Source organism: Mesorhizobium sp. M1295, from assembly GCF_040318135.1.
In the GTDB taxonomy this organism is placed as follows: Bacteria; Pseudomonadota; Alphaproteobacteria; order Rhizobiales; family Rhizobiaceae; genus Mesorhizobium.
This window is the reverse complement of the sequence record NZ_JAMYLU010000009.1, coordinates 125,529-137,769: the sequence shown is the minus strand read 5'-3', so window position 1 is coordinate 137,769 and position 12,241 is coordinate 125,529. Positions and strand designations below refer to the sequence as shown.

The 12,241-nt window shown below is 65.2% G+C and carries 12 protein-coding genes; 4 read left to right on the top strand and 8 right to left on the bottom strand.

The features are described from left to right. Positions 1-302 precede the first annotated feature (302 nt). A complete protein-coding gene (locus NKH29_RS15040) occupies positions 303-734 on the top strand; it encodes an SAM-dependent methyltransferase (protein ID WP_352965374.1) in 432 nt (143 codons plus the stop codon). Positions 735-784: 50 nt separating this feature from the next. Here the strand turns inward: NKH29_RS15040 and NKH29_RS15035 are convergent, their stop codons facing one another. The 3 genes from NKH29_RS15035 to NKH29_RS15025 form a co-directional block, all read right to left on the bottom strand. Next, positions 785-2,407 carry an ABC-F family ATP-binding cassette domain-containing protein gene (locus NKH29_RS15035; protein WP_352643612.1) on the bottom strand — a complete coding sequence of 541 codons (1,623 nt, stop codon included), beginning with the start codon at positions 2,405-2,407 and terminating at the stop codon, positions 785-787. A gap of 162 nt (positions 2,408-2,569) precedes the next feature. Continuing rightward, a complete protein-coding gene (locus NKH29_RS15030; protein WP_352481631.1) occupies positions 2,570-3,121 on the bottom strand; it encodes an isochorismatase family protein in 552 nt (183 codons plus the stop codon). 159 nt (positions 3,122-3,280) lie between these two features. Further along, on the bottom strand, positions 3,281-4,186 hold the full coding sequence (locus tag NKH29_RS15025; RefSeq protein WP_352788736.1) for a LysR family transcriptional regulator: 906 nt from the start codon (positions 4,184-4,186) through the stop codon (positions 3,281-3,283). Between the two features lie 102 nt (positions 4,187-4,288). On the opposite strand from NKH29_RS15025, the gene NKH29_RS15020 reads away from it, so the two are divergent. From NKH29_RS15020 to NKH29_RS15010, 3 genes are all read left to right on the top strand, one after another. Continuing rightward, positions 4,289-5,029 (top strand): SDR family oxidoreductase, encoded by a 741-nt coding sequence (locus NKH29_RS15020; RefSeq protein WP_352965372.1) that lies wholly within the window; start codon positions 4,289-4,291, stop codon positions 5,027-5,029. A 34-nt stretch (positions 5,030-5,063) separates the two neighbouring features. After that, positions 5,064-5,267, top strand: a complete 204-nt coding sequence (locus NKH29_RS15015; RefSeq protein ID WP_292656388.1) for a tautomerase family protein — start codon at positions 5,064-5,066, stop codon at positions 5,265-5,267. A 97-nt stretch (positions 5,268-5,364) separates the two neighbouring features. After that, positions 5,365-5,829, top strand: a complete 465-nt coding sequence (locus NKH29_RS15010; RefSeq protein WP_352481634.1) for a GFA family protein — start codon at positions 5,365-5,367, stop codon at positions 5,827-5,829. Between the two features lie 39 nt (positions 5,830-5,868). Here the strand turns inward: NKH29_RS15010 and NKH29_RS15005 are convergent, their stop codons facing one another. The 5 genes from NKH29_RS15005 to ligD all read right to left on the bottom strand — a co-directional run bounded on the left by NKH29_RS15005 (position 5,869) and on the right by ligD (position 12,220). After that, positions 5,869-6,639: an exodeoxyribonuclease III gene (locus NKH29_RS15005; RefSeq protein WP_352496062.1), complete on the bottom strand. Its 771-nt coding sequence runs from the start codon at positions 6,637-6,639 to the stop codon at positions 5,869-5,871. A gap of 9 nt (positions 6,640-6,648) precedes the next feature. After that, the gene (locus NKH29_RS15000; protein ID WP_352844587.1) at positions 6,649-7,293 is read right to left on the bottom strand and encodes an alpha/beta hydrolase family protein; all 645 of its coding nucleotides are present in this window, start codon (positions 7,291-7,293) and stop codon (positions 6,649-6,651) included. A gap of 214 nt (positions 7,294-7,507) precedes the next feature. Continuing rightward, positions 7,508-8,602, bottom strand: coding sequence for a tetratricopeptide repeat protein (locus NKH29_RS14995; RefSeq protein WP_352481636.1), 1,095 nt, complete (start codon positions 8,600-8,602; stop codon positions 7,508-7,510). After that, a complete protein-coding gene (ku, locus tag NKH29_RS14990) occupies positions 8,599-9,513 on the bottom strand; it encodes a non-homologous end joining protein Ku (protein ID WP_353000005.1) in 915 nt (304 codons plus the stop codon). Before ku ends, NKH29_RS14995 begins: the two co-directional genes overlap by 4 nt. Positions 9,514-9,733: 220 nt before the next feature. Further along, a complete protein-coding gene (gene ligD / locus NKH29_RS14985; RefSeq protein ID WP_353000003.1) occupies positions 9,734-12,220 on the bottom strand; it encodes a DNA ligase D in 2,487 nt (828 codons plus the stop codon). Between the last annotated feature and the right edge of the window lie 21 nt (positions 12,221-12,241).

Here is a 12,241-nt window from a genome sequence, read left to right as displayed (position 1 = left end):
CGTCCCGCCCGCTGACGCATAACATTAGCTTGCTCTTATATTAGCTTGAGCGTATACACATAAACGGCCGGTAATCTACCCCCCACCGGTTAGGCTCGGCGCCAGTCCCTCCCTACCCCTCAGGTCAACGACGCCGGGCCGCTCGGCCGCCGCAATTGAGGCGACCGACCAGTTCTCTTCGATGTTGATCATGTCCCTCCTCGACCCGGCAGCTGGGTGAATGCATCGGCGATGTCCGCGTCTCTTCCCGTCGCCGGCCGCGGTCGCTAATCTCGGATCGCGAAAAAGCTGGAGAACAGGGAATGGCGAACGACTTGTCGCCAAGGCTTTTGGCGATCATCAACGCGCTGCCTTTGCGGCCGGGCATGCGCGTGCTGGAGATCGGGTGCGGACCAGGTGCTGCGGCGCGCGAGATCGCGCGCCGGATCGGCGGCGGGCATGTGCTGGCGAGCGATCGCTCCGCCAAGGCCATCGCACAGGCCGGAGCCGCCTCGCGCGCCGAGATTGCGGCAGGCCGGTTGAGTCTTCGCCAGGTCGCGATCGAAGATTTCGAGTTGGAGGCCGACGAGAAGCGCTTCGACATTGCCGTTGCGGTGCGCGTCGGCGCGCTGGACGGTCGTCATTCCGAAGCGGGAAAAATCGCCCTGCAACGGCTCGGCGCTGTGTTGACCGCGCAAGGCCGGCTGTTCATCGACGGCGGCGATCCGCTGCGCGAAATTGCGATACACGGCTGAACAGCTCGTGCTTAGCCTCAGGAATCGAGCGGCAGAGCTGGGTCCGCGCCTCAGCTCCTCAACCCCGGCGCCTCCTGCCCGGTGCGCTCGACATACTCCGTATAGCCGCCGCCATAGGTATGAATCCCCTCGGGCGTCAGTTCCAGCACCCGGTTCGACAGCGCCGCCAGGAAATGCCGGTCATGCGAGACGAACAGCATGGTCCCCTCGTACTGCGACAGTGCCGTGATCAGCATCTCCTTGGTGGCGATGTCGAGGTGGTTGGTCGGCTCGTCCAGCACCAGCAAATTGGGCGGATCGAACAGCATCAGTGCCATCACCAGCCGCGCCTTCTCGCCGCCCGACAGCACGCGGCATTTCTTCTCGATCTCGTCGCCGGAAAAGCCGAAGCAGCCGGCCAGCGCCCTGAGCGGCGCCTGGCCGGCCTGCGGAAACGCGTCTTCCAGCGTCTGGAACACGGTGCGCTCGCCCTCCAGCACTTCCATGGCGTGCTGGGCGAAATAGCCCATCTTGACGCTCGGGCCGCGCGCCACCGTGCCATTATCCGGCTCGGAAGCGCCAGCCACCAGCTTCAGCAGCGTCGACTTGCCGGCGCCGTTGATGCCCATCACGCACCAGCGCTCGCGGCGACGCACCTGAAAATCCAGCCCCTCGTAGATCGAGCGGCTGCCATAGCTTTTGTGGATGTTCTTCAGCGTCACCACGTCCTCGCCGCAGCGCGGCGCCGGCTGGAAGTCGAACGACACTTTCTGGCGGCGCTTGGGCGGCTCGACACGGTCGATCTTGTCCAGCTTCTTCACCCGGCTCTGCACCTGGGCGGCATGTGACGCCCGCGCCTTGAAGCGCTCGATGAAGGCGATCTCCTTGGCCAGCATCGCCTGCTGGCGCTCGAACTGCGCCTGCTGCTGCCGGTCGGCAATCGCCCGCTGCTGCTGGTAGAATTCGTAGTTGCCGGAGTAAGCGGTCAGCGAGCCGCCGTCGATCTCGACCACCTTGTTGACGATGCGGTTCATGAACTCGCGGTCGTGCGAGGTCATCAGCAGCGCGCCGTCATAGTTCTTCAGGAACTGCTCCAGCCAGATCAGACTTTCGAGGTCGAGATGGTTGCTCGGCTCGTCGAGCAGCATGGCGTCGGGCCGCATCAAAAGGATCCTGGCCAGCGCCACGCGCATTTTCCAGCCGCCGGACAGCTTGCCGACATCGCCGTCCATCATCTCCTGGCTGAAGCCGAGCCCGTCCAGCACTTCGCGGGCGCGCCCATCCAGCGCATAGCCGTCGAGCTCCTCGAAACGATGCTGCGCCTCGCCGTAACGGGCGATGATCTCGTCCATTTGGTCGGCCTGGTCAGGGTCGCCCATGGCGTGCTCGAGCTCGCGCATCTCGGCCGCCACTTCGCTCACCGGCCCGGCGCCGTCCATCACTTCGGCGACGGCGCTGCGGCCGGACATGTCGCCGACATCCTGGCTGAAATAGCCGATGGTGACGCCGCGATCGACCGAGACCTGGCCTTCGTCAGGCTGCTCCTCGCCGTCGATCATGCGAAACAGCGTCGTCTTGCCGGCGCCGTTGGGACCGACCAGCCCGACCTTCTCGCCTTTCTGCAAGGCGGCCGAAGCTTCGATGAAGACGATCTGCCTGCCGTTCTGCTTGCTGATGCTTTCGAGACGAATCATGGTTTTCCGGGAAAGGCCAAAGGAGCGTTCCCGCGCCAATACGCGATAGGCCGCGCTTGCGGAAGCCCGCAAGTGGTGAGGTGCCCCGCGCCAAATTGTCTGAACCCGCCAGTTTCTTCCCGGCTGGATCAGGCTTTGACGGCGTAGGGATGAGCCGGCGGATCAGCTATCGGTCAGGGCTTTTGTCGTCACCAGTTTAACCCCGGTGGCGGCAAATGCCGCATTGTGCCGGGCGATGATCTCCGCGGCCGTCTCGCTGGCGGCGTCGAGCGTGCTGTGGGCGTCGGAAACCACCGTGACGCCCAGGCCCGCTGCAAAGGCGCCCTTCACCGTGGCCGCCACGCAGAAATCGGTCTGCGCGCCGATGAGAACGACCTCGCCGGCGCCCTGCCCGGCCACCCATTCTGCAAGGGCTGCATTGCTGAACGCATCGCCGACACGCTTGGCGAAAGTCGGCTCGTCCTCGGCCTGGCCAAGCGCCGGCCACACCGGCCAGCCCGGCTCACCCGGCGCCAGAGGATCGCCCTGCGGGCCGTCGTGCCTGATGAAAGCGACCTTGCGCCCGCTGCGCCGTGCCCATTCGATCAGCGCGCGGGTCCGGGCAACCATGCCGTCGGCATCATGGATCGGCGGCTCGGCAACGCCGTCGAACATGCCGGTCTGAAGGTCGATCACGATGAGCGGTGCGGTGGCCGCGGGGCTGGTCCCTGACATGGATGCGAGCATAGCGTGGGTGGTAGGTGGGTCAAGGATGCTCGGCGCCGCCGTTGAAGCCGCCGATCTCCCCCCTCGTGGGGGAGATGTCCGGCAGGACAGAGGGGGGCGTGAAGTATCGCGGCCCTTCGCAAAGTAGCCCGGCGGCCCCGGTGCATTTCACACCCGGCCCGATGTCCCATCCTCGCCAAAAATCCCGGTCACCCAGTCGATGAACACGCGTACCCGCGGCGCGAGCTGGCGGTTCTGCGGGTAGAGCGCCGACAGCGGTGTCGGCGACGGCGGGTACTCCGGCAGCACTTCGACAAGCGTGCCGCGTGCGAAATCCCCGGCGAAGCGGTAATGCGGCGCCTGCACCAGGCCGAAGCCAAGGCGCGCCAGCTCCGCCATCGTGTCGGAGCCGTTGACCGTCACCCGGTTGGGCAGGCCGACATAGCGCAACGCGCCGCCGACGGTGAATTCGAGCGGCATGACCTCACCGGTTCGCGACGAGCGGAAGCCGACCATAAGATGGCCTTCGAGACCGTCGGGGGTTGCCGGCATGCCGTGCTTTTCGAGATAGGCGGGGCTGGCGCATGTGACTTCGCGCAATGTTGCCACCCGCCGAACGATCATGCCGCTGTCGGCCTGTTCGCCGGAACGCAGCACGCAGTCGATGCCCTCGCGCACCAGATCGACCAGCCGGTCGCCGTCGCCGATATGCAGGTCGATCCCGGGGTAGCGGTCGAGGAACTCGGAGAGCCGCGGCAGGATGAAATGACGGGCCATGAAGCCGTGCACGTCGATCCTCAAAAGGCCCTGCGGCTGCGCCGATTGAAAGCCGGCCTCGGCATCCTCGACATCGGCAAGGATGGCGAGGCAGCGCTGGTAATAGGCCTGGCCGTCCAACGTCGGGGTGACATGGCGCGTGGTGCGTTCGAGCAGCCTCACCCCCAGCCGCGCCTCTAGGTCCTTGATCGCCTCGGTGGCGGTCGATCGCGACATCGACAGATCGGCGGCCGCCGCGGTGAAGCTGCCGCGCTCGATCACACGGGCAAGCAGGCGCATCCGGTCGAGACTGTCCATCGCCATTGTTCGCCATATCCGAATGGTGTTGGCAAGTCCCGGGCGATTATCCCGCAAGATTTATCACCTATTTTCAGTCGACAAAAATTTTGGAGAGCTGACATGATTACGCGGAATGGAAAGGTGGCACTGGTAACCGGCGCCTCGAAGGGCATCGGTGCCGAAATTGCCAGGCGGCTGGCGCGCGACGGCTTTTCGGTCGTCGTCAACTATGCCAGGGGCGCAGAAGCCGCCGAAGGCGTGGTGCGCGCGATCGAGGCGGCAGGCGGCACGGCGATCGCAGTTCAAGCCGATGTCGGCGATCCCAAGGGGATGGCGCATTTGTTCGACGCAGCCGAGCAGGCCTTTGGTGGCCTCGACGTGCTGGTCAACAATGCCGGCATCATGAAGCTCGCGCCGATCGCGCAGACGGACGACGCCGGTTTCGAGCAGCAGATCGCGGTGAACCTCGGCGGCGTCTTCCGCGGCATGCGCGAGGCCGCAAGGCGGCTGCGCGAGGGCGGCCGCATCATCAGCTTCTCGTCCAGCGTGGTCGGGCTCTACCAGCCGAGCTACGGTGTCTACGCTGCCACCAAGGCCGGCGTCGAGGCGATGACGCATGTGCTGGCCAAGGAACTCGGGCCGCGCGGCATCACCGTCAATGTCGTGGCGCCGGGGCCGGTGGCCACCGATCTGTTCCTCGGCGGCAAGTCCGAGGCACTGGTCGAGACGATCACCAGGATGATCCCGCTCGGGCGGCTCGGCCAGCCCGCCGACATCGCCGGCGTGGTGTCGTTCCTCGCCGGACCGGACAGCGGCTGGGTCAACGGCCAGGTGCTGCGCGCCAATGGTGGCACGGTCTGACTTTACCTCCAACAACCAACAGGAAACCGACATCATGCCGTTTGCAAATTTCAAGGTGCCTGAGCGCGCGCTGTCCGCCGGACAGAAGGAGGACCTCGTCCACAAGACCACAGCCCTGTTCGTCGAGATGTTCGGCGAAGGCGTGCGCCCCTACACGATGGTGCTGATCGAGGAGGTCGCCGATGGCGGCTACGGCCGCGCCGACGTGGTGTTCACGATTCCTGGGGGAAGGACGTGAAGCTGCCGATCTCCTCCCTTCTGGGACCCTCAAGGGTGAGATTGCAGCTTGGCGGTCGCGCGCTAGATCGCTGGCAGAGGCTAAGGCGAGGCCAGCGATGGACGATTGGAAGCTACCTTGGGACGGCGGTTGCTTGTGCGGTGGAATACGCTTTCGCATCAGCGCGCCGCCCTTGCTGACGACGGCGTGTCACTGCACCGGCTGCCAGAAGCTGAGCGCCAGCGCGTATTCCCTGACCATCGCCGTGCCCAGCGACGGTTTCGCCATAACGCAAGGCGAGCCGGTGGTCGGCGGCCTGCACGGCCCGCACCGGCAGCTCTATTGCCCGCACTGCAAGAACTGGATGTTCACGCGTCCGCATGGCCTGGATTTCCTTGTCAACGTGCGCGCGACCATGCTGGACGAGCACCATTGGTACGTGCCCTTCGTCGAAGTCTTCACTTCGGAAAAGCTGCCCTGGGCTTCGACCGCCGCTACCTACAGTTTCGCTACTCAGCCCGACCTTGAGGGATACGCCCCTTTGATCGAGGCGTTCGCCCGCGAAGCGGCGCGGCCAACCTGACTGGTTGCCGCCCGGAAAGGCGGCGCCAGCTTTCGTGCCTCACTTCAACTCCAGCCAGACCGGCGCGTGGTCGCTGGCGCCGACCTCGCCGCGCACGTCGCGGTCGATGCCCGCCGCTACCAGCCGGCGCGACAGCTTCTTGCTGAGCAAGATATGGTCGAGGCGCAGGCCGGCATCGCGCGGCCAGCGATTGCGGCGATAGTCCCAGAATGTGTAGAGCGTCTCCGTCGGGTGCTTCTTGCGCAGCGCATCAAGCCAGCCCTGGTCGAGCAGCCGCTGGAACGATGCCCGGCTTTCCGGCTGCACCAGCGCGTTGTCGTCATAGGAGCGGGTCGGGTAGATGTCGCGCGGCTCGGGCACGATGTTGTAGTCGCCGGCCAGCACCACCGGCAGGCCGGTGTCGAGCAACTGCGCCGCATGCGTCTCCAGCCTTTCGTGCCAGGCCAGCTTGTACTGGAATTTCGGGCCGGGCTGCGGATTGCCGTTCGGCGCGTAGAGGCAGGCGACGACGATGCCGTTGACCGCCGCTTCGATGTAGCGCGCCTGCTGGTCGCCGTCGTCGCCGGGCAGCGCCTCGCGGGTCAGCACCGGCTCCGAGCCACGCGAAAGGATGGCGACGCCGTTCCAGGTCGGCTGCCCGACCCACACCGCCCCGTAGCCGGCCGCCGCAAGCGCGGTGCGCGGAAACTGCGTCTGCCTGGCCTTGAGCTCCTGCAGGCAGGCGATGTCGGGTTTGGCGGCGGCCAGCCATGCGAGCAGGTTTGGCAGCCGGCCGTTGATGTTGTTGACGTTGAAGGTGGCGATCTTCATCGGCCTGCTTCAGCGCACGATCCGTTCGGTCCACGCCTTCACTGCATCAGCCAGCGTCTTCAGATGATCGGCGGTGGAGAAGCCGGAGATGTTTTTGCGCGGCTTCAGATCATGGTCGCCGTCTTCCAGCCAGAAGATCTCGATTGCGTCGGACAGAGCATAGGTCGCGACCTCGTCTTTGGTCCCGAACTCGTCGCGCGTGCCCTGGAAGACCAATGTCGGCGTCTTGAGGTCGGCGAGGTGTTTTGTCCGAAGCTGCGTCGGTTTGTCCGGCGGATGGAAGGGATAGCCGAGACACAGCAGCCCTGAAATCTCGCCCTTTGAAAACATCTCGTCGGCGATCATCGAAGCGACGCGTCCGCCCATCGACTTGCCGCCGATGATGAGCGGACCCTTCACGCCCTTCGCCCTGAGATCGGCGATTGCCTTGATATATTCCGGGTTAACCGTCTCGGCGCGCGGCGGCGGCTTGCGATGGCCGTAGCGGCGGGCCGCCATGTAGTGGAACTCGAAGCGCGCAACGCGGAAGCCGGCCTCGGCCAGCGCTTTTGCCGTCGCGGTCATCGAGGCAGAGTCCATCGGCGCCCCGGCGCCGTGGGCGAGCAAGATGGTGATTGGGGCAGTGTCGGGGCCATCGAAGAGGAAGGTCGTCATGGGGTGGCCCGCAGATGAAGGCCGAGTTCCTTCGCACCCCCCTCTGTCCCGCCGGCCATCTCCCCCGCAAGGGGGGAGATTGGAGGTCGCCATCGCTTTCGCCAATCACCAACGTTGGAAGGCGGGCGGTAAGGAGAAGCTGCCGATCTCCCCCCTTGCGGGGGAGATGTCCGGCAGGACAGAGGGGGGTGTTCAAGCGCGACCAAATGAAGCCCTAACCCGCCGACATCCGCGCCAGCTGCAAATCGACGAACTGGATACCCTTGGCCGCCATACGTGCCCATTCGGAATCCGCGTCGAGTTCGAGGTAGCGCGCCCAGTTCCGCCGCGCTTCGGCTAGATTGCCGGCGTCGAACTCCAGCCTCGCAAGGTTGAACACCGCATCGGCGTACTTCGCATCTAGCGAAATCGCCTTCAGCAGATGCCGCCGAGCCGACGCCACCCGCCCCTCTTCGCTCATCAGCCCGGCCAGATTGAACCATGCCTCGACGAACACCGGGTCGCACTTGATGGCGCGGGCATAGTCGTGCGCCGCCTCGGCCGCGTGGCCGGAGGCGCGCAGGCAGTTGGCGCGGTTGAAGGCGGCGATGGCATCGCTCGGGTCGATGGCTAGGCAGCGCTGGTAGAGTGCCGCGGCCTGCTCGTGGTCTTCAGCCTCTTCCGCCGCCTCGGCATCGGCGAACAGCTCTTCCAGCGTGTCGTCATCCTGCGTTCCCAGATCGAACAGCAGCTGGCCGTTGACTTCGCTCTGGCCGCCCTCGAGATAGATCGCGTCGGCCCGCCCGTGCTGCGAGCCGACATTCAGCGATTTGGCGGTGAGCGAGGCGATCGGGCCGGAGCGATGCACCGACCGCACGATCGCCCCCCATGAGGCGCCGCCGGCGACCAGCCCGGCATATTTGCGGGCGAGGATCAGGTCGCGGAAGGAATACGGTTCGCAATCATGCTCGAAGGCGTCGAACAGCGACAAAAGGTCGAGATCGGCGCCGGTCAGCCGCGACTGATCGATCAGCGACTGCCGCGACAGCGTCGAGGCTTCCGGTGCCTTCATCAACCCGAGCAGCCGCAGGAAGCCGTTCTCGCTGACCAGCCTGCGCCCGGCTGCACGTTCCGCAGCGACGCGGCGCTCGATCTCGATGTCGCCGGCCCTGGCGAGCAACATGCGGCCCAACACGACATGCGTGGTGCGCCGAGTGACGCCGCGCCGCAACTGGCCGTGCTGGCGCGCGACCTCGCGCGCCGCCAGCCTGAGCGGAAAGGCCGCCAGCGCGCCGACGATGCCGAAGACCGTGCCGGCAAGAGCCGTCACGCCTTGCTCTTGCCGACGGCTTTGAGAAGGTTGTCCTTGAGCGGGTTTTCCTTGGCCGCGCCAGCGCCGGCCTTGGCGGATTTCGCCGCAGGCTTGGCTGTTTCATCGGCCTTGCTCTTCGACTTGGCCGGTGGCTTGGCCGACTGCGACAGGCTCGCCTTCAGCGCATCCATGAGATTGATGACGTTGCCGCGCTCAGGTGCCGCCGCGATGATAGGCTTGTGGCCCTTGAGCTTCTCGCGGATCATCGTCATCAACGCGATCTCGTAGCGGTCCTCGTAATTCTTCGGGTCGAAGGTGGTTTCCTTCTGCTTGATCAGCGCTTCGGCTAATTGCAGCATTTCCGGATCGGGGTTTCCGGCCGGGATATTGCCGAAATATTCAGCCGTGCCACGCACTTCGTTCGGATTCCTCAAGGTGCAGACGAACATGCCGTTCTCGCGCGCGCCGATCGTCACCACGCGCTCGCGGCTGGACAGCACGAGGCGGGCGATCGCCAGCTTGCCGGATTTGCGCATCGCTTCGCGCAACACGGCAAAGGTCTCCTCGGCCATTGCGCCATCCGGCGCCAGGTAATAGGGCGCGTCCTGGTAGATGACGTCGACCGAACGCTCGTCGACAAAGGCCTCGATGTTCATCGTATGGTTGGATTCGATGCGCACCGCGTCGAGATCGGTATCGTCGATGATGATGTATTGCTTGTCCTCGTATTCGTAGCCCTTGACCAGGTCCGAACGCTCGACCAACCCGAGTTCAGGGTCGACCGGCTTCATGTTGATGCGGTTGTGCGTCTTCTTGTGCAGCTGGTTGAAGCTGATGCGCTCGCTGGCACTGGTCGCCGGATAGAGCCGGACCGGACAGCTGACCAGACTGAGCTTGAGGTAACCTTTCCAACTTGCCCTGGGCGCCATGAAATACTCCTACGCGGCCTTGTGCTGTCGAACTGTTCGCAGCGCTGTTTCGTCCGGAGGACGAATGCGGCTGCCGAAATCCTACATTGCCCCTTACAATACCGGCAAATCCCTAGCGAAATCTTCCTCCGCTGGGAGCCGCCTGCAGGCAAGAGGTCCGTGGCGAAGAATAATTCAAATTTTCCGGAGCGTCGATGGAGTCTGGGCCGCGCTCGCAGAACTACGTCGCGGTGCCTATCGCCGGCAAATCCCTGGCGAAATCTTCCATGTCGGCCCAAGGGTCGCCTGACGTCGCCAGAAGGCCCGGCAGCGAGGAATAATTCAGATCCTGCGGAGCATCGATGGATTCCAGATCGCTCCAGCTGACCGGCGTCGAGGCCGGCAAATTGGTGCGGGCGCGCAGTGAATAGGGAGCCGCCGAGGTGTGGCCGCGCGCATTGCGGTGAAAATCGATGAAGATGCGCCGCTTGCGGTTGTCCTTGCCCATGGTGGTGGTGAAAGTGTCGGGCGCGGTGGCGGCAAGATGCGTGGAGATGGCGCTGGTCGCCTGGTGCAGTTTCTTCCAGTTCTGCTTTTGCGTCACCGGCACGGTGATGTGGATGCCGTGCCCCCCGGAGGTCTTGGCGAACGGCACCAACCCTAGCGCTTCCAGCTCGCCCTTAATGTGCACCGCCGCCTCAACCACCTCGCGCCAGGCGATCCCTTCGCCCGGGTCGAGGTCAAAAACGATCAGGTCCGGCTTGTCGAGCCGCGTGCGATGGGTGCCCCAAGTGTGGAACTCGACGACGCCGAACTGCGCCAGAGCCAGATAGCCCTTGGCGTCTTCCACCGAGAGATAGGATTTGGTCTCGCCCTCCGAATTCGTCGCCTCGAAGGTCGCCACCGAGGAAGGCATGCCGGTGAAGGCGTGGCGCTGGAAGAAACAGTCCTGCGGCTTGCCGGTCGGGCAGCGCACCAGCGAGACCGGCCGGCCGAGAATGTGCGGCAGCATGAAATCGCCGACCAGCGCGTAATAGACGGCGATGTCGAGCTTGGTCGGGCCGGTCTTGCCGAACAGCCGCCGCGTCGGGTTGGTCACCCAGATTGTGGCGAGGTCGGCCTCGGCGATCAGCCGCTTGCGCTTGGCCGAAACCGGCGTCGACAGGCCGACGTCACGCAGGCCGCGGAACACGGCATGGCGCAGCGCATTGTCGGTGGTCCGGTTGGCGTAATGGATATGCGCCGAAAGCAGCGGCCGCACCCAGTTCATCTCGCGCATGATCTCGCGCGGAACGCCCTCGGGCGCGGATGCACCGGCCCGCAACGGCTCCAGCCGCGCCAGCAATTCGCCTGCGGTCGCGGCATCGAAGCCGGTGCCGACCTTGCCGCGATAGTGCAGCTCGCCGTCTTCGAATTCGCCGAGGCCAAGTGCAGCGAGTCCCTCGGCCGCGTCGGAGACGGTGTAGCCAGCGATGACAAAGTCGCCGGTCTGGAGCGCCTTGGTCTTGGTCCAGGTTTTGGTGCGGCCGCTCTGGTAGATCGCCGTGGCGCGTTTCGACACCACACCCTCCAGCCCCATCTCGGATGCCTGGTCATAGAGCGCCTGGCCGTCGCCTTCGACATGATCGCTGAGCTGGATGGCGGAGTTGGCGCCGAGACCGGACAGAAGTTGCGAAAGCAGCGCCTTGCGCCGCCGAAGCGGCGCTTTTGTCAGGTCCCAGCCGTCGAGATAGACGAGGTCGAAAGCGTAGAAGTGGAGCTTGTTGCCGGCGCCTTCGGCCAGCGCGTCCTGCAAAAGCGCAAAGCGGCTGATGCCCTTGGCGTCGAGCGCGACGACCTCGCCGTCGATGATCGCCTCCCGGCACGGCAGCCTGGCGAAGGCAAGCGGCAGGTCGCCATAGCGCTTCGTCCAGTCGAGGCCGGCGCGGGTGATCAGCCTGACCGCACCGTCGGCCAGGTGCGCCATGGTGCGGTAGCCGTCGAACTTGATCTCGTGCAGCCATTCCTCTCCAGTATCCTCACCGCCCGGCGGCTTGGCCACGGAGGTCGCCAGCTGCGGCTCGATCCGGGAAGGCGGCGGCGCCTTGACGGCGCCCGGCAAAGCGCCGGGTTTCAGCACCACCGGCCTGACAGGTTTGGCGGCCGGCTTCGGCGGTGCCACCAGTTCCTCGATGCGACGGCCGGATTTGACGCTTTCCGGCCGGGCTTCCAGTATGTCGAGCGTGGCATCGGCGGCGAGATCGCGCTCCTTGAACAGCAGCCAGTTCTTCTTGCCCTCATCCTCGCCGGGCTTCGGTTTCAGCCGCGTCAGCATCCAGCCGCCATTGAGCTTCTCGCCGGCGAGCCGGAACTTGAAGGAGCCGGTGCGCAGGCTCTTTTCGACATCGTCCATCGGCGCCCACACGCCGGTGTCCCAGACGATCATCGGTCCGCCGCCATATTCGCCTTCGGGAATGACGCCCTCGAAATCGATATATTCGAGCGGATGGTCTTCGGTCTCGACCGCCAGCCTTTTGTCGGCCGGGTTGAGCGACGGGCCGCGCGGCACCGCCCAGCTCTTCAGCACGTCGCCGACCTGCAAGCGCAAATCATAGTGATCGGCGGTGGCGTGGTGCTTGTGGACAACGAAGCGGTTGCCTTCACCGGCAGCCAGGCCACCGGCCGGTTCCGGCGTCCTCGTGAACTCGCGCTTGGCGCGATAGGCCTTGAGCTTCGAAGGAGCTGGCATGGACTAGGCGTAGGTGGTGGG

Bases quoted from the DNA above. Each gene is read 5' to 3' on its own strand.
- NKH29_RS15015 (WP_292656388.1), top strand. From the start codon at position 5,064: ATGCCGTTTGCAAATTTCAAGGTGCCTGAGCGCGCGCTGTCCGCCGGA.
- NKH29_RS15025 (WP_352788736.1), bottom strand. From the start codon at position 4,186: ATGGACAGTCTCGACCGGATGCGCCTGCTTGCCCGTGTGATCGAGCGC.
- NKH29_RS15020 (WP_352965372.1), top strand. From the start codon at position 4,289: ATGATTACGCGGAATGGAAAGGTGGCACTGGTAACCGGCGCCTCGAAG.
- NKH29_RS15040 (WP_352965374.1), top strand. From the start codon at position 303: ATGGCGAACGACTTGTCGCCAAGGCTTTTGGCGATCATCAACGCGCTG.
- NKH29_RS15005 (WP_352496062.1), bottom strand. From the start codon at position 6,639: ATGAAGATCGCCACCTTCAACGTCAACAACATCAACGGCCGGCTGCCA.
- ligD (WP_353000003.1), bottom strand. From the start codon at position 12,220: ATGCCAGCTCCTTCGAAGCTCAAGGCCTATCGCGCCAAGCGCGAGTTC.
- NKH29_RS15035 (WP_352643612.1), bottom strand. From the start codon at position 2,407: ATGATTCGTCTCGAAAGCATCAGCAAGCAGAACGGCAGGCAGATCGTC.
- NKH29_RS15030 (WP_352481631.1), bottom strand. From the start codon at position 3,121: ATGTCAGGGACCAGCCCCGCGGCCACCGCACCGCTCATCGTGATCGAC.
- NKH29_RS15000 (WP_352844587.1), bottom strand. From the start codon at position 7,293: ATGACGACCTTCCTCTTCGATGGCCCCGACACTGCCCCAATCACCATC.
- ku (WP_353000005.1), bottom strand. From the start codon at position 9,513: ATGGCGCCCAGGGCAAGTTGGAAAGGTTACCTCAAGCTCAGTCTGGTC.
- NKH29_RS15010 (WP_352481634.1), top strand. From the start codon at position 5,365: ATGGACGATTGGAAGCTACCTTGGGACGGCGGTTGCTTGTGCGGTGGA.